The sequence below is a fragment of the Corynebacterium sp. HMSC077D03 genome (assembly GCF_001808545.1).
Classification (GTDB): domain Bacteria; phylum Actinomycetota; class Actinomycetes; order Mycobacteriales; family Mycobacteriaceae; genus Corynebacterium; species Corynebacterium simulans.
This window is the reverse complement of the sequence record NZ_KV793669.1, coordinates 1-21,524: the sequence shown is the minus strand read 5'-3', so window position 1 is coordinate 21,524 and position 21,524 is coordinate 1. Positions and strand designations below refer to the sequence as shown.

The window sequence follows — 21,524 nt, the reverse complement described above, 5'->3', positions numbered from 1 at the left end:
TCATGGATATCAAGATTGGTTTCGCAGACACCGCCCGTGAGCTCGTCATTCACGCAGAGGGCACCCAGGAAGAGCTGGTAGCCAAGGTCAATTCCGCATTGGCAGATAACGCTACCTTGGAGCTGGAAGACGCCAAGGGCCGCAAGTACATCGTCCGCACCGACCGTGTGGTCTATGCAGAAATCGGCGTCGCTAAGACCCATGCCGTCGGTTTTGCAGGCGCTTAAACCCATTAGCTTTGCGTCCTAGCAGAGGAATTGCCCTCAAAAAGGGCGCAACGGGTAATCTATTTCCTCATGAAAAGCCCTGTGGATAGTTCGCAACGCGCCCCACGTCACCCGCACCGCAAGCCTGGCCAAGATCCGTGGATCGTCAGGTTTGCACAGGCTTATGGTTGGTGGCGCGTTGTTGCGATCCCAGTGATGGTGGTGCTGACCGTGTGGGTGCTTGTCGACGTCGCACGTCCCGCGCAAGAAGAAGAGGCCACCGTAGCTTCCCGCAGAGACGCGGCGGCTACCTCCGAAGAAGACCGAGTAGGCCCCGATCCCGCCAAGGCCAGCCGCATTGCTGTGGCGAAGGACGGGCTACCCGCCGGCGGTGATTTCTCGGAAAAGGGCGACGATACTTACCGCGATGCGGGTACTGCCGGCGCGCATGCGGGTAAGGGCGGCAAGAAGAAGGTTCGTTACTCGGTAGAGATTGAAAACGGCGTCGACACGACCCCGTACGGAGGCGACTCCGCCTTTGCTGCCATGGTCGATGCAACGCTGGGGGATCCACGCGGTTGGACGGCTACCGGTGACTTCGAATTCGCCCACGTAAAGGCCGATGAAAATCCAGATACGCGTATTCGCTTGACCTCCCTGGAAACCACCGCTGAGCTCTGCGGCGCGCAGCTGGAAACGGAGACTTCCTGCCACACCGGAATCACTGGTGAGTCCACGGTCAATCTCAACGAGTCCCGCTGGGTGCGCGGGGCGCTGCCATTCGAAGGTGACTTGGGCAATTACCGCCAGTACCTCATCAACCACGAGTTTGGCCATGCCATTGGCTATGCCTCCCACCAGGCGTGTGGCGGCGAGGGGAAGCTTGCGCCGGTCATGATGCAGCAGACGCTTAGCTTGAACAACGCTGAGCTCTATGAAAAAGATTCCAAAGAAGTCTATCCCAACGAGGATGTAACCTGCGAGCCGAATCCATGGCCGTATCCAAACCCGCGGGTTAAAGATCCGCATAAGCCGGAATAGGAGAACTATATGTTGCTTCCTCCAGAGCATGTGCTGAATGCCTTTCACTCTGGCGCCAATCTCCGCCAAGTCCAAAGTGAGGTTCTGGGACCGGAGTGGGATCACGGCATCAAGGTAGGTGACGTTGTCTTCGCCCGCGCCAACGAGCTTTCCGGATGGTCCGCCAAGGTCCGTGAGAAGCTCGCCGTAGAAGGCGCGCGCGTGGTGCGGCCGGTCCTTAGCACGGATGCCCGTTTTACAGCTGCGGGTTGGAAGGCCAATCAGTATGTTCCAGGGCAGCTGCGTGGGCGCATCGATGAAACCGCACAGATGGCCTTGCGCTTGGACGCGGCGCTTTCTACATTTCCTATGCCGAATGTTGGCCAGCGTGACGACGTTTTCGCTCGCGCCGAGCGCGCCGCTTGGGCGGAGACAGGGGAGGCCTATTCGGCGGAGCTAACTGATAGCCTCCCCGTGGGCATCGCGCACGTGGACGTGCTGGGCACGACCGTTTACTCTGGGGCGAATCCGCCGGCGCTTGTCGACGTCGTGCCTTCCGCAGCCCCACGCCCACTGGGCTGGAGCGCGGCACTCGTTATTGTCGACGGCCTAGTAGCCGAGTCTGTGGATGATGGCATTTGTTCGCGCTTTGGACACGTGCCAGGTATGCCGCAGTTGTTGTTGCGCGCCTCAGCTTATCGCCGCTACGTCAATAACTTGCATCCCGCTTCGAAGTCAACCACGCGTTCGAATATTGAAAGGGTCGAAGCTCTGCTGGTGTCCAGAGCATCTGAAATACTAAACGGGTGAGTTACGATCCCCGTTCTACTGCCCGTGTAGGCGTCGTTCTGCCGCCTTCCCCTCAAGTGCGCCTCGTGCCGCGCCATGCCAATTACAGCACGCGCACTTGGGATTTTCCACTGCCGCAAAAAGGTACCTGGCGCGTTCTAGGCTCGGCTGGTGCAGGCGTTTCCAGCCTGCTGATTGACGTGGTTTTGGAAAAGCTGCGCAGCGGCGCCGATCCTTCGGGCATTCTGGTTGTTTCCACCTCCAAGGAATCTGGCGCCATCCTGCGCCGTGAACTGGCAGAACACCTTGAGGATTACGCGGCGCAGGCCTCCATGGTGCGCTCCGTGCACTCGCTGGCCTTTGCGCTGTTGCGTAATGCAGCGGACGAAGAGATCCGCCTTATCACCGGCGCGGAGCAAGACGCCGTCATCCGTGAACTACTCGAGGGCCAAGCCGAAGAACATCGCGGCAGCTGGCCGGCGGAGGTACGGCCGGCACTGACCTTCGTGGGTTTCGCGCGCCAATTGCGCGACCTTCTGTTGCGCGCTATCGAGCGCGGCCAAGGTCCTGATGAGCTCATGGAGTTGGGTAAGAAGTATGACCGGCCGATGTGGACTGCGGCGGGTGAATTCCTGCTGGAATATGAGCGCACCCAACAGCTAGCCGGCCTGCACTCTTATTCGGCGGCGGAGTTAGTCAACGAGGTACTGCTGCGCTCTAGCGCTACCGAAAACCACCCGTGGCACACCATCATCGTCGACGATGCCCAGCTGCTTGATCCAACCTCCGGATTGCTTGTGGAAAAGCTCTCGCGTGGGGCGGAACTGACCGTAATAGCAGGTGACCCTGACCAAGCGGTCTTTGCTTTCCGCGGTGCCAATTCGGAGTTCTTGACTTCTTTTCCCGCAGAGCATGAGCTGGTGTTGGATGAACCGCGGCGTCGTCCAGCGCCTGCCTGCATCAGCATCGTGGACTCGCGCTCGACCTTGCGTGATGTGGTGGCCGATGCAGTGCGCCGCCGGCACTTGGAAGACGGCGTCGACTGGCGCGATATCGCCGTCATCGTCCGCTCTAGCGGAGATATCGGCCAGATTCGCCGCACGCTGCTAGCCGCTGGCGTGCCGGTTCATATCAATCCCACGGACGTAATCTTGGCCGAGCAAAGGCTGGTCAAGTCGGTACTTTTGGCATTACGGGCGCTCGAGCATGAACTCAACAATGCGGAACTCGAAGACCTAGTCACCGGGCCTGTGGGCGGAGCGGATCCCGTAACCTTGCGCCGCCTGATTCGTGGCCTGCGGCGGTGGGCGCCACAAGCGCGCGGCATTGATTCGCTGCGTGGGCTTTTGGAAGGGCAGTTGCCGGATTTCGCGGGGCTTTTGACCGAGCGCGAACAAACCATCTTGGAGCGCATCCGCGCGATTGTGCAGGCAGGCCGCGCTGCCATTGGTGCGCAAGCCTCTATCGAGGAAATCCTGTGGGAGGTCTGGAACGCCACTGGGCTCGATGCTCGTTTGCAGGCGGCTGCGTTGCGCGGTGGTGCAACCGGCTCGCAGGCAGACCGCGACCTGGATGCCATGATGGCGCTTTTTGATGCTGCGGGTGACTACTCTGAGCGCCGTCCCGGAGCTTCACTCGATTCCTTCCTGCGGCACATCGAAGAACAAGAATTGCCCACCGGCGTGCGTGACCGCCGCAGTGCTGTCCCGCAGGCGGTAGAGGTGATTACTGCGCACGGTGCGGTGGGCCGGGAATGGGACACCGTGGTCATCGCTGGCGCTCAGGAAGGTGCTTGGCCTTCCCTCGGTGAGACGGGATCGATCTTTGAGCAGGAAGCGCTAATTGATCTGCTGGATCGGTCGATTACCCCGGGCACGCCGGTAAGCCATGTGGCAAGCCGCTTGAGGGAGGAACGCCGCTTGTTCCACGTAGCCACGACCCGCCACCGTGCGCGTTTGTTGCTTGTCGCGGTTGATGCGCCCGATGCTGACGTGCCCGAAGAGCCGTCGCGCTTTATTAGTGAGTTTGCGCGGCAGGGCAGCGTGGACGTGCCCGGTGCAGTCGAACGCCGAGAAGCAAATAAGCGCCTGCGCGCGGCGCGTTTGCCGCAAGAGTTGGGTCTGCAAGTGGCCGAACCCGAACCGGTATCAGTGCGCGGAGAGCGAGAAATTGACCCGCTCGAGGTAGCGGTGCTTTCGGTGCCTTCTTTCGTGGCTCAATTGCGCCGTGTGGTCATGGATCCTGAAAGCGGGGAGTCCGAGCGCAGTCAGGCGGCACGTCAGCTCGCACGGCTTGCCAAGGCCGGAGTGCCCGGAGCCCATCCTGAGCAATGGTGGGCTGCACGCTCGGTGGCGGTAGCGGAAGATACGGAAGACTCTGGCACGCCCACTGGCCGTGTCTCGCCATCCCGCGTGGAGGCGCTGTTGCGTTGTCCACTCAATGCAGTACTTGGAAACTTGAGCGAGGAAGAAGAGACGCCGCTGGCGTTGCTGCGCGGCACCATGGCGCATGCATACCTTGAGGCGCTGGGCCGCGGCGTGGATCCAGAACTTGGCAAGAAGATGGTCAAGGATGCTTTTGGCTTAATTCTTAATGCGCCCAGCTGGAAGCGAGACTCCGAGCTCGCGGACTTTGAGCGCCTGCTTGAGCGCACGCATCAGTGGGCCCTGGACACTGCTTCTACCTTTGAGCTGGTTGGCGTGGAGGTTCCGGTCTCCGTGGAGGTCATGCCGGGAATTAAGGTGGCCGGTTATATGGACCGCCTGGTTAAAGCAGGCGAAGACTACATGGTGGTTGACCTCAAGACGGGCAGCAGCGCGCCGTCTCGTGAGGAAGCCAAAGACAATGCGCAGCTAAAGACCTATCAGCTGGCCTTGGCACATGGTCAGCTGTGCGACGCTAACGAAGACAAGGCACACGGTCCTGTAATCCGCACGGGTGAGGGTATGGCTCGGGGGGGTGGCGTGCTGATTTATCCAGGGACTGATCAAAAGTCCATTACCAGCCGTGACCAAGCTGCTGTGCTGCCGGAAGAACTAGAAGAATTCGCGGGGAAGCTGCCCGCGCTGGTAGCTGAACTTTCCAGTCAGCACTTGACCGCCCGGGAAAATGAGTCCTGTGGGCGCTGCGCAATCCGGTCCATTTGTCCCATCCAAGCAGAAGGAAAGCAGGTCTCTGATGAGCTCGCAGACTAAACTATTAAGCCCCCAGCAACTTGCTGCTGCTTTGGATAAGCCTTTCCCGCCGACGGACGAACAGAGCAAGGTCATCGAGGGCCCGCTCGGTCCGAAGCTGGTCGTCGCCGGCGCGGGCGCTGGCAAGACGGAAACCATGGCCTCGCGTGTGGTCTACCTCGTGGCCAATGGCATGGTGCGCCCAGAAAACGTCTTGGGTCTAACCTTTACCCGCAAGGCAGCTCAGCAGCTTGAGCAGCGCATCCGTAAGCAATTGATGAAGTTGCGAGATTCCCGCATCGTCGCGCCGGATTCTGCAGCGGCGGAAGCGCTGGAAAACATTGCGCCGAAGGTCGCCACGTATGACTCCTACGCGGGTGATTTGGTACGGGAATATGGCCTGCTCGTGCCGGTTGAGCCAAGCGCGCGGATTATTACAGATGCAGAGCGCTTCGCTATCGCGCACGATGTCGTGCTCAATTACGGCGGCAAATTATCTGCGTCCCAGTCGGTGGCCACGGTTACTGAGACCCTGCTCAAGCTTGCACAATCCATCGATAACGCGTTGATGGATCCGGCCGATATCCGGGAGCATGCCCGGATCTTCACTGCCACCGCTTATGACCTAGAAAAGACCCGTAAAAACGGCCCGGAATTCAACAAGGATGTGCAACGGTACCTAGACCGCCAGCAGCTGCGTGTGGAGTATCTTCCACTCGTTGAGGCCCTGAAGGAAGAACAAGCGGCCCGTGGCGTCATCACCTTTGGCGAGCAAATGGCAATCGCCGCCAAGCTGGCCCAGAGCCATCCCGCAGTAGGCGAGCAGCAAAGCCAGCGTTTCAACGTGGTGATGCTCGATGAGTACCAGGACACCTCCCATGCACAGCGCGTGCTTCTTCGTTCCCTGTTCGGCGGCGTGCGCCCAGGCGTATCCGTAACGGCCGTGGGCGATCCAATGCAATCTATCTACGGTTGGCGTGGCGCCACGGCAGAAAATCTTGCTGCCTTCGTAGAGGATTTCCCTCAGGAAGATGGCTCACCCGCGCCGAAGGACCAGCTGACCACATCCTGGCGCAACCCACAGCGTGCTTTGGAACTGGCAAACGACGTCGCGGCCAAGCTCTTTTCCGAGTCCGCTGGCCCACGGCCTGTTGATGAGCTGCAGCCGCGCGATGGCGCGCCGGAAGGCGATATCGAGCTGGGGTATTTTGCCTCTGAGCGCGAGGAGCATGAACACATCGCCCAGCATCTCAAGAGCCTTTATGAGCGATACGAGGACCCAAACGATTTCAGCGCGGCGGTGCTTGTGCGAACGAATAAGCAATCGCCCCTTATCGCACAAGCCCTAGATGACGCAGGCGTGCCGAATGAAATCGTCGGCCTAGGCGGCTTGCTCTGGCAGCCGGAGATTCAAGATCTCATTGCCGTTGCCACCATCCTCGTCCGTCCGCAGGACACCAACGCCGCACTGCGCGTGCTCACCGGGCCCATGTGCGGGCTAGGCGTAAAGGATCTGCAGCAGCTATTGGCACGTCAACGCAACCTTGCCGGCGGCGATGCAGCGGCATCAGGACGGTTGCGTTGGGAGGGCGGCGACCCAGTCGAGCATCTCGCCGCCCAACTAGCGGAGCTGACTGAAGAAGGCACCGGACAAACTTTGGGCCTGGCCGATGCTTTGGCAGACCTTGGCGAGCGCGAACGCTATAGCGCGCCGGGGCTGGTGCGCATGGAGGAGCTTTCTTCGAAACTGCGCCATCTGCGTACCTACTCGCTGTCTAAGTCTTTATCGGATCTCTTCGCCGACATCGAAGCACTCTTTAATATCCGCACCGAGGTCCTAGCCAGCGGCACGTTGGGCGGCACCACGCACCTGGACGCTTTTGCCGACGTCGTCGCTGATTTCCACGGCGATTCCCTTTCCGCATTGCTGGACTATCTCTCGATGGCACGCGAACGCGAAGACGGCCTTACTCCCGGCGAAGCTCCCGCTGTAGCCGGGCGCGTGCAAATCATGACCGTGCACAAATCCAAAGGCCTGGAGTGGAAGCACGTCTGTGTGCTCCACGCTGACTCCACGAGCTACAAGGGCCAAGCCGAAACCTTCCTCACCTTCGTGGAGAAGGTCCCCGGTGACGAAGACGTCATCGAGCTGGACCCTGATGCCACAAAGCGTTCGGAATTCGGCAAGGCATGCGAGGCCTATAAGGAAAACGTGCGCCAGAACCAGCGCGAGGAAAGCGCGCGCCTGTTCTACGTTGCGATGACCCGCACCGAGTCCACGCTGACGATTACGGGTTCTGGAACCAACAAGGTCCAAAATAAGTCGAAGAAGGGGCCCTACGAATACCTAGAACTGCTGCGTGCAAAGCATCCTGACTTGGTTCAGCATTGGGACGTGCCTGCTAGCCCCGAGGAGGCTGCCGCGCACGAGGTAATGCTCGAGGGCACTTTCCCAGCGCTGGAAGCTAGCTCGCATGCTGTGAAGGCAGCGGAGACTGTGCTGGAGGCCATGGACAAACTTCCGGAGTTGCGCGCAGGAGAAACCTTTGAGCTTTGGGAACAAGAAGCCGGTGCTTTGATCGAGGAATACGCGGCATTGCAAGCACCCGTCGTGGACGTAGAGCTTCCAACCGAGCTGACAGCTTCCGACATGGTCTCGCTCAGTTCAGACCCCATTCAGTTCGCGCGGCGCCAACGACGTCCCATTCCTTTTAAGCCGAATGCATACGCCAAACGCGGTACCGCTTTCCACGCTTGGCTGGAAGATAGGTTTGGTTCGCCGGCTCTGTTGTCGGAGGATGAACTGCCCGGCTCCGATGAACAGCCTGAGCAGGACTTGGAAGCATTGAAGGAGGCATTCCTTTTCTCCGAATGGGCGCAGCGCACCCCGGAATACGTTGAGGCGCCTTTTGAAATCACCATCGGTGATTCGGTAGTACGCGGACGCATGGACGCAGTCTTCCGCGAAGCAGACGGCACCTGGTTTATCGTGGACTGGAAAACTGGCCGCCCGCCTAAAGGCGCGGATATGCGCGCGGCAGAGATCCAGCTTGCGGTCTATGCTGAGGCATGGCGGCGCGTGCATAGCACCGAAGACGTACGCGCGGCATTCTTCTATGTCCATGACGGCTATCTCTTTGAACCGCGGGATTTGCCCACCGGAAAGCGGCTGGTGGAGCTTCTTGAATCGTCAGTTTCTGCCTCTGCGGGTTAAGGTATTTAGCCGGTTCGTAAAACGCGGGTCCCATTATGGCTATGCTCGCGTTAACGCGTGCCGCTAAAGCCACAAAAATCAAAGTTAGAGGAAGACCAAAGTCCAGTGCCGAAACAACGTGCGCAACGCATAAGCCGTCGCTTTAAGGCGCGCTTCATGCCGCAGATTGAGCTGACGTCGCAGCCTGATCACGCGCTCATTGATGTGATCACGGTCCCGCGTGCTGACAATGACAGCCCGTGGAAGCAGCTGGGCAGCCGCGTCCTGTGGGCATTCGCGCTGCTTGTCTTCGTCACCGTCGTTGTTTACTTCGATGGTGATGGCTACAGCGAGAACCTGTCGTTTCTCGATGCTGCGTACTACGCCGCAGTCTCTCTCACCACAGTGGGCTACGGCGATATCGTCCCGGTGACCCCGCAAGCCCGCTTCGTCAACCTGCTTATAGTTACGCCAGCCCGCCTGATCTTCCTTGTTTTGTTGGTCGGCGCGACGCTGTCAGTGCTGACAGATAAAGCACGTCGTACATTCGAAATCCAGAATTGGAGAAAGCAATTGCGCAACCACACTGTTGTTATTGGTTACGGCACCAAGGGCGCGGGCGCCGTCGCTGCTTTGCTGGCTGACGACGTCCCGGCCTCCCAGATCGTGGTCATCGACACCAACCGTGCCTCGCTCGCGAACGCTGAACACCACGGCCTGGTCACCATCTTCGGTTCCGGCACTAAGCAAGATGTCCTGCGCATCGCGGGCGTCGAGAATGCGGCGTCTGTTGTCGTGACTCCGTCCACGGACGATACCGCCGTTCTGTGTACTCTCTCGGTGCGCGAGCTGAACCCGAAGGCAAAGATTGTCGCTTCGGTGCGTGAGTCTGAGAACCGCCACCTGCTGCGCCAATCGGGTGCCGATTCCGTGGTTACCTCCGCGGAGACTGCCGGACGCCTGCTGGGCCTTGCCACCGTAACGCCGACGGTCGTGGAAATGATGGAGGATCTCCTCTCCCCAAACGAGGGCTTTTCCGTCTCCGAACGTGCGGTCCGCGAGTTCGAGGTGGGCTCCAACCCACGTCACCTCGCAGACATCGTGCTGGCAGTGCTGCGTAACAACGAACTGCACCGCGTGGATACCGCGGATGCTTACTCCCTCAAGCCCGGTGATCGCCTCCTTTACATCAAGCACGAGATGGAGCAGGCAACTGAAGAAGAGGACGAAGAAGACTAGTGTTTCTTCCTGTCACCGAGAGCAACCGAGTGCCGGTCGATGACACGGGTGCGCCGGTCTTGGTCGCGGAGCCCAGCGGCCCCATCCTCGTTGAGGTAGGGGCCGTTCAGGCGTTTTCTATCCCCGATCAATCCGCTACGAAGCTGGGAACGCTCCGTGACGCTGCCTTCTTCGCAGAAAACCCTGACATCCTCAAGGCCATCCATTTAGTTCGCAATCGCCGGGAGACGCGTTTTGATGCGCGTACGGGTGATGAACTGTACTTCCCAGAACCGGGCGTCGTCGGGCGCTCGCTCCAAGACCCACGCCGCATGGTCTTTCCGCGGATCAACCCCGCAGTCATCGGCATTATCTACTTGGCAGGCACGGATAAGATCCTTCTGGCTCGCAACCGCGTGCGCAATAGCTTTTTCTCGCTCATCGCGGGCTACGTCGAACCGGGGGAGAGCCTGGAAGAAGCTTTCGCGCGGGAAGCGTTGGAGGAGACCGGCAGGCGCGTGCACGAAGTGCGCTATTGGGGCTCGCAGCCTTGGCCGCCTAGTGGCTCGTTGATGATGGGCTTTAGTGCGGTCACGGATGATGTCCAGGCTGTTTGCGATACTGATGGCGAGCTCGAAGAAATCCGCTGGGTTTCACGCGCTGAGCTGCCGGATTTAAACATTGCCCGCAAGGGCTCGATTGCACACACGATGATTATGGAGTGGTACCACGGTGAATAGGCCGGATTTGTCCCTATTGGACGAGGACCAGCTTGCAGCAGCCACCGCCCCGCGTGGGCCGGTGTGCATCCTGGCGGGCGCGGGCACCGGTAAGACCCGTACGGTTACTTATCGCATCGCCAACATGGTGGACCAAGGTTTCGCTAGCCCGCAGCGCATCCTGGCGGTTACCTTTACTACCCGTGCTGCGGGCGAGATGCGTGACCGCCTCAACCACATGGGAGTCGGCGGTGTCCAGGCGCTGACTTTCCACGCGGCGGCGCGGCGTCAGCTGCGCTATTTTTGGCCGCAGGTGGCAGGTGATTTGCCGTGGGAGCTCGTCGATAACAAGTTCTCCCTCGTTGCCCGTGCGGTGCGCTCGCTGAATCTCGATAATTCGAAGGACTCCATCAGGGATTATCTCAGCGAGATCGAGTGGGCTAAGTCCTCGCTGGTTGGGCCAGATTCCTATCCGGAGGTAATCGCCACGACAGACCGCGAAGCGCCTGCTGAACCTGCCAAGGTCGCGGAGGTATTCCGCCGCTATGAGCAGCTCAAGTCCACTCCGGACCGCATGTTCTTGGACTTTGATGACCTGCTCATGCACATCGCTGGCGCCATTGAGAATGTCCCTTCCGTGGCAGAGGTCTTCCGTGAGCAGTACCGCACCTTCGTGGTGGATGAGTACCAGGACGTTACCCCGCTGCAGCAGCGGGTTCTAGATGCGTGGCTGGGGGAGCGCGATGACCTCACTGTGGTCGGCGATGCTAACCAGACGATTTACTCCTTCAACGGTGCCTCGCCGGACTATCTGCTGAACTTTTCGCGCACCTACCCCAACGCCACAATCGTGAAGCTGCAGCGTGACTACCGTTCCACCCCGCAGGTAACGGACTTGGCCAACCGCGTCATCGCGAAGGCATCTGGCCGCGCTGCCGGTACACGCTTGGAGCTGCAGGGTATGCGCGAGCCCGGCCCAGAGCCGACGTTCAAAGCTTTTGAATCCGAAGAGATCGAGGCAAAGGAAGTCGCGGGCCAAATCCTGACTCTGCTCAACAAGGGCGTTAAAGCCTCTGAGATCGCGGTGCTCTACCGCATCAACGCCCAGTCCGAGCAGTTTGAGCAGGCGCTTGCCGACGCCGGCATCGTCTACCAAGTCCGCGGTGGCGAGGGCTTCTTCCGCCGCCCGGAAATCCTGGAGGCAATCCGCGTGCTCATTGCGGCTACCCGCCGTGAAGACTTGCCGGCGGATCCCGTCGCCATCGCTCGCGCTGCTTTCGTTGAACTGGGGCTTACGCCTAGCGAGCCGCAGGGTGCCAAGGCACGTGAGCGTTGGCAGTCGCTGAATGCTCTCGTGGATCTCATCGAGCAAATTGTCCAAGACCATGAAGGCATTGATTTGAGCGGAGTGCTGGGAGAGCTGCATCGCCGTTCTGAAAATAAGCAGAACCCCACGATGGAAGGCGTCACGCTGGCGACCATCCACGCGGCCAAGGGCTTGGAGTGGGACGCCGTGTTCTTGGTGGGCCTGACGGAGAAGCTGCTACCTATCAACTACGCCATCAAGGCAGGTGACGAGCAGGTGGAAGAAGAACGCCGCCTGTTCTACGTCGGAATCACCCGCGCCCGCGAGCACCTCGCTTTGTCTTGGGCTTTGGCAAAAACCACTGGTTCTCGGGCCTCCCGTGAACGCACCCGCTTCCTTGACGGCTTGGTGCCGGGAATCGAAGAAAGCGCTGGTAGCGGTAGGCGCTATCGCGAGCGCAAGTGCCGGGTATGTGCAGCGCCGTTGAGCAGCCCGGCTGAAAAGGTCTTGGGACGCCACGAGTACTGCGATTACGAGGGCGACGAAGAAGTGTTCTCCGCTTTGCGCGCTTGGCGTGCGAACACCGCCCGCGATGCCAAAGTTCCGGCCTACGTCATCTTCTCCGATGCCACTCTGCAAGCAATCTCTGAGGCTCTCCCGGCTGACGAAGGCGAGCTGCTCGAAATCTCCGGCGTCGGCCCCTCCAAGCTTGAGCGCTATGGTGCGGAAGTTCTGCAGATCATCTCCACGCTGCGCAGCTGAGCAAGTATTCAGGGCAGCAAACTCAGACCTGCATTTTTAGCCAGATGCCGCAGGGAAGCGCCACGATGCTAGCGCTTAGCGCCGCTGGGACCTTTCAAAACAGTAGGGGCACTTCGGATGCTCGAGGACTAGGCGGTATTGGTTGTGGCCGTAAGGGTCTACCTCCAGTAACTCGCCTTGCATGACGCGGCTACTTTTTGCACCAGGTGGGCTGGGGCGGCCTGCAAGCCGTCTTAAAAAGATCATGGTTTGCATGGCAATCGCTTTGATAATGACCTCGTCGGCCTTGGCATCTGCCGCATCCAATTGGGCGACGACGTTGTGCCACTGCTCATCGCCGTCGATTCGGTGCAGATGCGAGCACATGGGACACGGCCCGCGGCCGGCGGTTCGCAGGGGGCCAATTACACCACGGGCATCAAACATCGACACAGGTAGAAAGTCGCCCTTGCACTTACGCAGTGCTTCAGCCAGTTCCACCGGCTTATCAAGGAAATCCACCGCTACCACCGGAAAATGCGGGCTGACAGCCTTGATATAAGAGTAGGTATTTTCTTGTTCTAGCTGTTTACGCAGCACGAATCCATCCTGGCTGGCGGCTGTCCGTATGGCCTCGGCAAGCGGGCTTTTGCCCAGCACAACCACGCAGCTTCGTGCAGGCTCCGGCCACAAAATGTTGTAACAAATGAGATCCTCAATCAGCGAGCTCGCAGCGGTTTCCTCCATGCCGGCGCGGGTGAGTAGCCGCTGAATGCTATCGCGCGTAATGGGCTGGTGGAGGCGAGACAGGGAAGCGATAATTTCGCTTTCCACCTCGACCACCCCCACGCGAGTGGCGTCCATGCCGAACTGAATGACGCCGGGCTCGCGCTCCAGAATGCTTACCCCCGGCGCCAACATGTAGGCAGTCGTTGACTGCTCTTGCGATGCAACTGGCATGCTTTTCCCCCTAAAAGCCACGCTCGTTGCTCCCATTCCAGCACAAGTACAATGACCTGTCATGTCGAGTAATGAGAACTCAGGTGTCGCCGTGCGCGTTATCCGTTCTGCAAAGCGCAAGCGGACGGTGCAAGCACGGCTTGTCGACGGCGTCTTAGAAGTCCGGATTCCTTCCTGGATGTCGGCGAAAGAGGAAGCCAAAGCCGTGGCCGACATGCAGGCGAAGGTAGCGCGCAAGCACACCTCGACCCGGCGCTCTGATGCTGATCTGCACGAGCGCGCCGTCGAGCTCAACAAAAACTTCCTCGACGGGCGAGCGAAGATCGGCTCAATTCGTTGGGTGAGCAATCAAAACACACGGTGGGGAAGCTGCACTACCTCTACCGGCGATATTCGCATCACCGATCGCCTCAAGGACGTGCCGGAGTATGTCCTCGATTCTGTCGTCATCCATGAGCTGACTCATACCTTCATCCCCGGGCACGGGCCGGAATTTTGGCAGTGGGCTGACCGCGCGCCGAAAGCGGAGCGGGCCAAGGGATACTTAGAGGCCTACCAGCGCTTTGGCTGATAGGCCTCTAATGGCAACGGGGGAGATAGGCAGTGGCCCTAGGCGTTATTCCTCGTCTTCACCGGAGTTATTGGAATCGCCGTTTTCATCCTGCTCGCGCAGCATTTCTTCAAGCTTTGCGAATTCTTCCTCGAAACCGGAATCGGTGGCATCGTCGAGCAAGCTGTCGATGAAGGCGGCCGGGTTATCGAGTTGCTCTGCCGTAGGCAGGAAGTCTGGGTGGTCCCAAGCCTTGTCGCGCTTGGCAACGCCCACGGCGACTGTCGCGCGACGCCACAGCTCGGCAGCGGCGTCGACCTTCGGCGCAGACAACTCGATGCCGACGACCTTGGAAATGGCCTTTTCTGCGGATCCGCCGGTGGCACGGCGATGCGCCCACGCCTCGTTCATGGTGGAGGTGGACGGGATGCGATCTCCCAGTGCATCGTTTACTACCTGATCAACCCAGCCCTCAACGAGCGCGAGCAAGGTTTCCAGGCGGGAGACAGCACCGGCATTGCGGGAGGTAATGCGCGGGGTCAGGTCCATGCCCTGCAGCTTGCTCATCGCATCCTGGATGGCTTGTGGGTCACCAGATTCAAGGTTGAGCTCGCGGGTTGCTTCCTCGATGTGGGAAGTGTCGATGACAAGGCCAATTGCGTACTCCTCGACGGAGGAAACTAGGCGCTCAACCAGCCACGGAACGTGCTTGAACAGGCGCTGGCGGGCGGCCTCGCGGGCGCCAATATAGACCAGAATTTCTTGGCCCGGCACATTGAGATCGCGCGCGATCTTTTGGATGTTGTGTGGCAAAAGCGCGGTGCTACCGGCAGGGGAGACCGGAATGCCGAAGTCGGAGCCGGTAAGCGCCTGGGTGGCAAGGTCACCAAGTGCGCGGCCCAACTGCATGCCAAAGTTCATGCCGGACATCTGATTCATCATGTTTGCCATCGGGCCCATCATCTCGCGGGCTTCTTCCGGCATTGACTCCAGCTGTGCATTGTTCATGTGCTCGGCAACTGGGGTAACCAAGCGCTTCCACATTGGCATCGTTGCTTCGAGCCACTCGCTGGAGTTCCACGCCTTGACGCTGCCGGAAGCGGTGGGCAATTCGGTGGCGTCGTCAAGCCAAAGCTCCGCTAGGCGTACGGCTTCTGCTACCGCATTACTATCGGCACTACTGATTTCCTTGTCGTTGGAAATCTGTTGCTGCGCGATGCGCTGGGCCATCTCATAGTTGACCGGGCCGGAGCCCTCAGGAGAGTTCATTGAGGAGCCCATGCCAGAAAGCATCTGGCCGAACTGATTAAGAAGGTCTCCTAGACCACCGCCCGCGGCGCTGCCACCGAAGCCGAAGGCGCCAAACGGGTTCTGGTCGCGGCGCGAGTTATCGTCGTCACCGTCATCATTGTTGGGAAAAGAAAAACCGAATCCGTTGCTCATGCGCTCCAATGTACCGGCTGGCGGTGGGCTGTTTCCATCGCTCGCGCAACGCTGTCAGCGAACAAGGATGAAAACGTTGTAGGCTAATTCCTCGTGAATTCACCAGAAAATCGACGCCTCCGCACGCTCGTTTGGGGCGCTATCCCGGTCATCGTGCTGGGTGGTGCCTTGAGCATCGATCGCATCCCTGGCACGGATATTGCTTTAACCGTGCCTTATGCGGCCGAGGGGCCTGGCCCAACCGTGGATACGCTCAGCGAGGTTGATGGCACTGAGGTCGTGGACGTGAAAGCGCCAAAGACCTATGAGACTTCCGGTCAGCTCAATATGACCACCGTGTCTGTGCGCACCAACATGACGCTGACGCAGGCCTTGGGTCGCTGGATCATGACTGATGACACTCTGGTACCAATCGATACCGTCATCCCGCAGGGGCAGACGGATGAAGAGGTAAACGAGTCGAACGAGCAGGCCTTCACACAGTCGGAGTCGGCTGCGACGGTCGCCGCGATGAATTATCTCGACGTGCCAGTGAAGATCGTGGTCGCGCAGGTTCTAGAGGATGCACCTGCCGCGGGGGTCGTGCGTGCAGATGACGTTATTACCTCCGTTGATGGTGAGAAGGTAACGCAGCCGGGGCAGGTGCAGGACATGGTCCGCGCGAAGAAGCCCGGCGATGAGGTCGAACTCGGCATCGAGCGCGGTGGCAAGAAGCTGCAAGAAAAGGTTACGCTGGCGGCGCATCCACACGATGATTCGGTGGCGCTGATGGGCATTTCGATGACCTCGAAGCCCAAGGAAGATATCCAGGTCGATTACAACCTGCAGGACATCGGCGGGCCGTCCGCGGGCATGATGTTTACTCTCGCGGTAATCGACAAGCTTTCTGATGGCGAGCTCAACGGCGGCAAGTTCGTTGCCGGTACCGGCACTATCAGCGAAGACGGCACGGTGGGTCCCATCGGCGGAATCGTGCACAAGGTCGCCGCATCGAAAGAAGCCGGCGCCGAGCTCTTCTTAGCACCCGCAGACAACTGCGCGGAGGCCACGAGCCGCGACACCGGCGACATGGTGGTTGCCAAGGTGGAGACCCTGGACGATGCCATTAAGGCGATGGATGACTTCGCCCACGGCAAGCAGGTTCAGACCTGCAATTAGATAAGACCGAGCTCTTTAAGACGCTCTTCGGGATCGTCTTGGTCGGTTGAGATCATCTGCTGCATCACGAGACCGTCCTTGTTATCCACCACGGTCAAGATGGCGGTATTGCCCAGCATGGACCAGCCGACGACGCGGTCGCCTTCATCCTTGACCACGCGGGAGCTGCGCAGCTCGGTGAGCACCTGCGTGGTTTGGGCGGCCTTGGACTTGTTCTTGAAGAACTGGAACTGGCCGATTTCCGAGCCGGAGCAGTTATAAGAATCTGCGACACCGTTGGGATCACAGCGGTCGAACTGCTGGAAGATCTCCACCGGAACAAGGGTTTCGAAGGTCTCGTAGGCTTCTTCTACCTGCTTGGAGAGCTTTCCGTTGCCCTTCTTTTCGCCATTGGCAGCAGTCGCAGAAGCGGAGGCGGACTCGCTTGCCGGCTCGCTCGCGCCAGATTCTGTTTCCTCGGAGGTGGTGGCCTCGGCCGAGGATTGCTCAGAAGAAGTGGTAGTAGCGGTGCTTGCCGACGTCTTCGGGGCCGGGGTTTCAGCCTTCTGACTGGTAGCTACAGGAGCAGCCGGTGCGGGCTGGCTAGCCTCCTGGCCGTCCCCACATGCCGCGAGGGAGCAACTTGCAGCAAACAGTCCAGCTGCTACGCAGGCGGTGCGGGCGGACAAGGAATTTCGCACGAGGTACTCCTTCAAAGCTGTGAGTTCAAAAGAAAGCATTGAGACTTCAGGTGTAGAGAAATTTGGGTCTAAGACACTTAGTGCCTCAGTTTAGTCGAGTTCATCGGGATCTTGTTCGAGCCCGTAGCGCAATGCGGCGATGACACCCGGTGCCACGTCTGGGCCGCCGCGCAGCTGGATATCGTCTTGTGCAAACGGGCCGGCTGCTTCCAGTTCTTCCTCGGTTGGGCGCACCTGCAGCAGGGTCAGTTCGACGCCTTCCTCACGCAGCACACCGGAGAAAAGGCGTGCAGGACGCGGGCTAGAGTCTGCGCTCTGGCCAGCCTCAGCAGAGGTGTCGCGGAATTTAATCTCTTGGGCCAAGATGACGCCGGCGATCTCGTGTGGCCAGACCACGCGGGAGACATAATCGGCTAGCTGCTCGGAGCCGGGTTCGATGTTTTCCGGGATATTGTCCTGCACGATAAGGGTCAGCGGGGAAGCGTCTTCCTCATTGAGCTCTGCCAGCTGGTCCGCGACCAAAGAAGTCGGCACCAGAGCGAAAAGGGTAGGGGGTGCCTCCCAGCCCTCAGCGTGGACAAATTCCACTGCTTCACGCATGGCTTTGTTTAATGCTGGCTGAGAAAGCTCGGGGGAACTCATGAGACTCCTTATTCGTTAACTGTGTATTGCTTCCCTAAGCTGGAAGACTATACCGCTTATATTCGCACGATTTTGATTGGAGCTGGCGTTGGCCTCTGGTATCTCCCGACCCGCTGCCCCAATGAAGCGACCTCCCAGGGGCTTGTCCTGGACGGTCGCTATCATTGCCGCCTTACTGTTCATCGGCCCATTGTTAGTGGGCTTTTATACAGATTGGAAGTGGTTCGGCGCAATTGAATACCGTGGTGTTTTTACCACCACCTTGGTAGCGCGAATCGTGCTTTTTGTCATCTTCGCAGTGGTATCGGCAGGCGTGGTTTATGCCGCGGGCCGCGTTGCATGGCGTGGCCGCCCCGAGAGCTTAGATTTTAACGATCTGAATTCGCCGGTTTACCAGTACCGTCGTTCCATCGAAAAGACCATGGGCGTGTTCCTAAAGGTTATCCCGCTGCTAGTCGGTGTGGTGGCAGGCCTGATGGGGCAGGCTTCGTGGCGCCAGTTCATGCTCTTTTTAAACGGCCAGGATTTCGGCGTTGATGATCCGCAGTTCCACAAGGACTTGGGATTCTATGCCTTCCAGCTACCGGTGTGGAACATCATCGTTTCGGCGTTTTCGATGCTGCTTCTGGTGTGTTTCTTGCTGGCGCTGTTTAGCCATTACATTTTGGGCGGCATTCGCATCGGCAACCGTGCCTCCGGTGTGCGCGGCTCCATTTCTCGCCCGGCTCGCGTGCAGCTTGCGGTAACCGGTGGCCTATGGATGCTGCTGCAGGTAGCAGGCTACTGGTTGGATCGTTATCAGCTTCTGTACAACCAACACTCGCTGTTTACCGGCGGCTCCTACACCGACATCAATGCTTACCTGCCGGCCAAGATCATTCTGATGGTCGTCGGCGTCGTCGTAGCAGTGGCGATTTTCGCTGCGGTGGTAATCAAGGATCTGCGTATCCCTGCACTTGCAGTGGTGCTGATGTTGCTTTCCTCTGTCATCATCGGTCAGGCTTGGCCGCTTTTGATGGAGCGCTTTTCCGTCAACCCGAACCGCCAGGCAAAGGAAGCGGAATACATCGCCCGCAATATTGAATCCACCCGCTATTCCTACGGGCTCACGGATGAGCAGGTTACCTATGAGGAGAACTGGGGAGCAGAGGAAGTAGCGGATTCTAAGGTGGCTTCGGATTCCTCCACGATTTCGAACCTGCGCTTGTTGGATCCGGATATCTTGGCGCCAACCTTTACCCAGATGCAGCAGCTGAAGAACTTCTATGGTTTCCCAGAGACCTTGGCGATGGACCGTTACACCGTGGACGGTGAACTGCGCGACTTCGTGGTCGCCGCACGTGAGCTGGATCCGAATGAGCTGCAGGAAAACCAGCAGAACTGGATCAACCGCCACACGGTTTATACCCACGGAAACGGCTTCGTTGCAGCCCAAGCAAACACGGTCGACGAGGTTGCGCGCGACGCCGGCTCTGCCCGCGGCGGATTCCCAATCTTTACCGTCTCCGATCTGCAAACCCAGCAGGGCAAGCAGCATGAGGGTGAAGGCGAGACCAAGGACGCCGAGAAGTCCCTGGGAATCAAGGTGGACCAGCCGCGCACCTACTATGGTCCGGTCATTGCCGGCGCACGCGATGGGCGTGACTACGCCGTAGTGGGCGAGACCGGTGATAAGCCAGTTGAGTACGATACCGATTCCACCACTTACACCTATGACGGTAAGGGCGGCGTTGAGATCGGCAATATTGTGGACCGCACCGCGTATGCGCTGAAGTACCAGGAGATGAACCTGCTGCTGTCTGACCGCGTGGGCTCCGAATCTAAGATTCTCTACGACCGCGACCCGCGCAAGCGCGTGGAAAAGGTAGCGCCGTGGCTGACCACCGATTCTGCCACCTACCCAGCCGTCATTGACGGCCGCATCAAGTGGATTGTGGATGGTTATACAACGCTTGAGTCCCTGCCTTATTCACAGCGCACCTCGCTGACAGATTCCACGCAGGATACGCAGAACCCGAACGGCACCAGCCAGCGGCTTATCAACGAGCAGGTGGGTTATATCCGCAACTCTGTGAAGGCTACTGTCGACGCTTATGACGGCTCCGTGGATCTCTTTGAGTTTGATGACCAGGACCCAGTTCTGAAGGCCTGGGAGGGCGTATTCCCGGGCGTCGTCAAGCCGAAAGCGGAAATCTCTGACGAGCTGCGCGGCCACTTCCGTTACCCGGAAGACATGTTCAAGGTGCAGCGCGATCTGTTGGCGAAGTACCACGTTTCCGACCCAGGCGTGTTCTTTAATAACGATGCCTTCTGGTCTGTGCCAGAAGACCCAACCGCCGGCGAGGCACGTGGTTTGAACCAACCTCCTTACTACGTCATGGCGGCGGATCCGAAGTCCGGGAAGCCAAGCTTCCAGCTGATTACTTCTTATCGCGGTTTGAACCGTCAGTTCCTCTCCGCGCATATGGCGGTGTCCTCGGACCCAGAGAACTACGGTCAGATCACCGTTCGCGTGCTGCCGACGAATACTCAGACCCAGGGCCCGAAGCAGGCGCAGGACGCCATGATGTCTTCCGACCAGGTCGCTCGTGACCGCACGCTGTGGGAAGGCTCGAATGACCTGAACTACGGCAACCTGTTGGCACTGCCGGTAGGCGGCGGCGAGATTCTTTACATGGAGCCTATTTACTCGCAGCGTAAGGACCAGGAATCCGCGTTCCCGAAGCTGCTACGCGTTCTCGTTTCCTACAAGGGTCGCGTGGGTTATGCCCCGACTATCGGTGAGGCCCTCGACCAGGTGGGCATCGATCCTAAGTCCGCGCAGGACATCACTGAGATCGACGGCGACGGCAGTGCAGCTGACGCGAAGAAGGACTCCGGTGAGGACTCCAAGTCCAAGGATGAGGGCAAGGTTTCGGCTCCTGCCTCGGCGCCGGCGGCCTCTAGTGAGGCCGATGCCATTGACGGCATCAACAAAGCACTCGACAACGTAGAGAAAGCCCGCAACGGTTCCTTCGAGGAATACGGCAAGGCTCTCGACGAGCTCGACCAGGCTGTTGAGGCCTACAAGAAGGTCGAGTCGAAGTAGGCAAGTAGAAAATACTGCCTAGATAAACGCGAATGGCCACCTGCCCAGGGGATTTGGGTGGGTGGCTATCTGTCTGTATAGTTACAGAGGTCGCCGACGAGAGCGGTTATGAAAATAATCAGTCTCGTTAAAGCGTAGATGTTTAGAAGTACATCTCGACGCGGGGTGGAGCAGCTCGGTAGCTCGCTGGGCTCATAACCCAGAGGTCGTAGGTTCGAATCCTGCCCCCGCTACCAACTTCCAAGCCCCTACCAGGAGAAACACTGGTAGGGGCTTTAGTTATTTCTCTTAAGGCGCACGTCCTGGGACTCAAATCGGGACTTTAGCGATGGCTTTTTGTGGGTTAAGTAGCAGAATGTGTGTCCGTTCGGCGTGTTGCGGGGCGGGTACACGGTTAGTTACTTCATGGGGTCTTTTCTGATTCCTATCGAGTGTTCGTACTCGGTTGGGATAGCGTTGTCGTAGAAGGCTGGTCGGCCTGTTTCTTGGTCGGCTTTGTTGTGGTCTTCTTCGGCAAGATAGTTGACTTTGGCGAGTTGATCTTGGCCATAATTGCACTGCCTGGCGATATTTAGCGGATCGTCAGGCAGTTGCTTTTTGGTGTGGAGGTACCACTCGAGCATTTTTCGTTGGCGTTC

At 59.0% G+C, this 21,524-nt stretch carries 15 protein-coding genes, 1 tRNA gene and 1 pseudogene; 12 read left to right on the top strand and 5 right to left on the bottom strand.

Translation table 11 applies throughout. The annotated features are described in order from the left end of the window. The first annotated feature begins 2 nt into the window (after positions 1 to 2). The 8 genes from HMPREF2888_RS02295 (at position 3) to HMPREF2888_RS02260 (ending at position 12,386) form a co-directional block, all read left to right on the top strand. The gene (locus tag HMPREF2888_RS02295) at positions 3 to 227 is read left to right on the top strand and encodes a DUF3107 domain-containing protein (protein WP_070518142.1); all 225 of its coding nucleotides are present in this window, start codon (positions 3 to 5) and stop codon (positions 225 to 227) included. Positions 228 to 296: 69 nt separating this feature from the next. Further along, positions 297 to 1,247: a DUF3152 domain-containing protein gene (locus tag HMPREF2888_RS02290; RefSeq protein ID WP_083281217.1), complete on the top strand. Its 951-nt coding sequence runs from the start codon at positions 297 to 299 to the stop codon at positions 1,245 to 1,247. Between the two features lie 9 nt (positions 1,248 to 1,256). Further along, a complete protein-coding gene (locus HMPREF2888_RS02285) occupies positions 1,257 to 2,036 on the top strand; it encodes a hypothetical protein (RefSeq protein ID WP_070518140.1) in 780 nt (259 codons plus the stop codon). After that, positions 2,033 to 5,209, top strand: coding sequence for an ATP-dependent DNA helicase (locus HMPREF2888_RS02280; protein ID WP_246815023.1), 3,177 nt, complete (start codon positions 2,033 to 2,035; stop codon positions 5,207 to 5,209). Before HMPREF2888_RS02285 ends, HMPREF2888_RS02280 begins: the two co-directional genes overlap by 4 nt. After that, positions 5,193 to 8,402 (top strand): ATP-dependent helicase, encoded by a 3,210-nt coding sequence (locus HMPREF2888_RS02275; protein WP_070432430.1) that lies wholly within the window; start codon positions 5,193 to 5,195, stop codon positions 8,400 to 8,402. The genes HMPREF2888_RS02280 and HMPREF2888_RS02275 overlap by 17 nt, the downstream gene beginning before the upstream one ends. A 156-nt stretch (positions 8,403 to 8,558) precedes the next feature. After that, the gene (locus HMPREF2888_RS02270; RefSeq protein WP_235591010.1) at positions 8,559 to 9,620 is read left to right on the top strand and encodes a potassium channel family protein; all 1,062 of its coding nucleotides are present in this window, start codon (positions 8,559 to 8,561) and stop codon (positions 9,618 to 9,620) included. Next, positions 9,620 to 10,339, top strand: coding sequence for an NAD(+) diphosphatase (locus HMPREF2888_RS02265; protein WP_061921045.1), 720 nt, complete (start codon positions 9,620 to 9,622; stop codon positions 10,337 to 10,339). Before HMPREF2888_RS02270 ends, HMPREF2888_RS02265 begins: the two co-directional genes overlap by 1 nt. Further along, entirely contained in the window at positions 10,332 to 12,386 is a 2,055-nt protein-coding gene (locus HMPREF2888_RS02260) for an ATP-dependent DNA helicase UvrD2 (RefSeq protein ID WP_061921047.1), read from the top strand. Before HMPREF2888_RS02265 ends, HMPREF2888_RS02260 begins: the two co-directional genes overlap by 8 nt. A gap of 75 nt (positions 12,387 to 12,461) precedes the next feature. Here the strand turns inward: HMPREF2888_RS02260 and HMPREF2888_RS02255 are convergent, their stop codons facing one another. Next, complete coding sequence (locus tag HMPREF2888_RS02255) at positions 12,462 to 13,325, bottom strand: hypothetical protein (RefSeq protein WP_061921049.1); 864 nt, start codon at positions 13,323 to 13,325, stop codon at positions 12,462 to 12,464. A gap of 61 nt (positions 13,326 to 13,386) precedes the next feature. Between HMPREF2888_RS02255 and HMPREF2888_RS02250 the strand changes: the two genes are divergently transcribed. Further along, the gene (locus HMPREF2888_RS02250) at positions 13,387 to 13,896 is read left to right on the top strand and encodes a M48 metallopeptidase family protein (RefSeq protein WP_061921051.1); all 510 of its coding nucleotides are present in this window, start codon (positions 13,387 to 13,389) and stop codon (positions 13,894 to 13,896) included. Between the two features lie 45 nt (positions 13,897 to 13,941). Here the strand turns inward: HMPREF2888_RS02250 and HMPREF2888_RS02245 are convergent, their stop codons facing one another. Beyond that, on the bottom strand, positions 13,942 to 15,318 hold the full coding sequence (locus tag HMPREF2888_RS02245) for a zinc-dependent metalloprotease (RefSeq protein ID WP_061921053.1): 1,377 nt from the start codon (positions 15,316 to 15,318) through the stop codon (positions 13,942 to 13,944). Positions 15,319 to 15,411: 93 nt separating this feature from the next. Here HMPREF2888_RS02245 and HMPREF2888_RS02240 point away from each other — a divergent pair, with 93 nt between their 5' ends. Then, the gene (locus HMPREF2888_RS02240) at positions 15,412 to 16,476 is read left to right on the top strand and encodes a YlbL family protein (protein WP_061921055.1); all 1,065 of its coding nucleotides are present in this window, start codon (positions 15,412 to 15,414) and stop codon (positions 16,474 to 16,476) included. Here HMPREF2888_RS02240 and HMPREF2888_RS02235 read toward each other — a convergent pair. Continuing rightward, the gene (locus tag HMPREF2888_RS02235; RefSeq protein WP_235591011.1) at positions 16,473 to 17,156 is read right to left on the bottom strand and encodes a beta-N-acetylglucosaminidase; all 684 of its coding nucleotides are present in this window, start codon (positions 17,154 to 17,156) and stop codon (positions 16,473 to 16,475) included. The two genes, HMPREF2888_RS02240 and HMPREF2888_RS02235, sit on opposite strands and share 4 nt — an antisense overlap. A 90-nt stretch (positions 17,157 to 17,246) precedes the next feature. Continuing rightward, entirely contained in the window at positions 17,247 to 17,798 is a 552-nt protein-coding gene (locus HMPREF2888_RS02230) for a PPA1309 family protein (protein WP_061921059.1), read from the bottom strand. A 121-nt stretch (positions 17,799 to 17,919) separates the two neighbouring features. Between HMPREF2888_RS02230 and HMPREF2888_RS02225 the strand changes: the two genes are divergently transcribed. Both HMPREF2888_RS02225 and HMPREF2888_RS02220 read left to right on the top strand, forming a co-directional pair. Further along, the gene (locus HMPREF2888_RS02225) at positions 17,920 to 20,886 is read left to right on the top strand and encodes a UPF0182 family protein (protein ID WP_070518138.1); all 2,967 of its coding nucleotides are present in this window, start codon (positions 17,920 to 17,922) and stop codon (positions 20,884 to 20,886) included. 159 nt (positions 20,887 to 21,045) lie between these two features. Next, positions 21,046 to 21,122, top strand: a tRNA-Met gene (locus HMPREF2888_RS02220). 162 nt (positions 21,123 to 21,284) lie between these two features. Here HMPREF2888_RS02220 and HMPREF2888_RS02215 read toward each other — a convergent pair. Further along, a pseudogene (locus HMPREF2888_RS02215) lies at positions 21,285 to 21,524 on the bottom strand (IS256 family transposase); the annotation flags it as partial.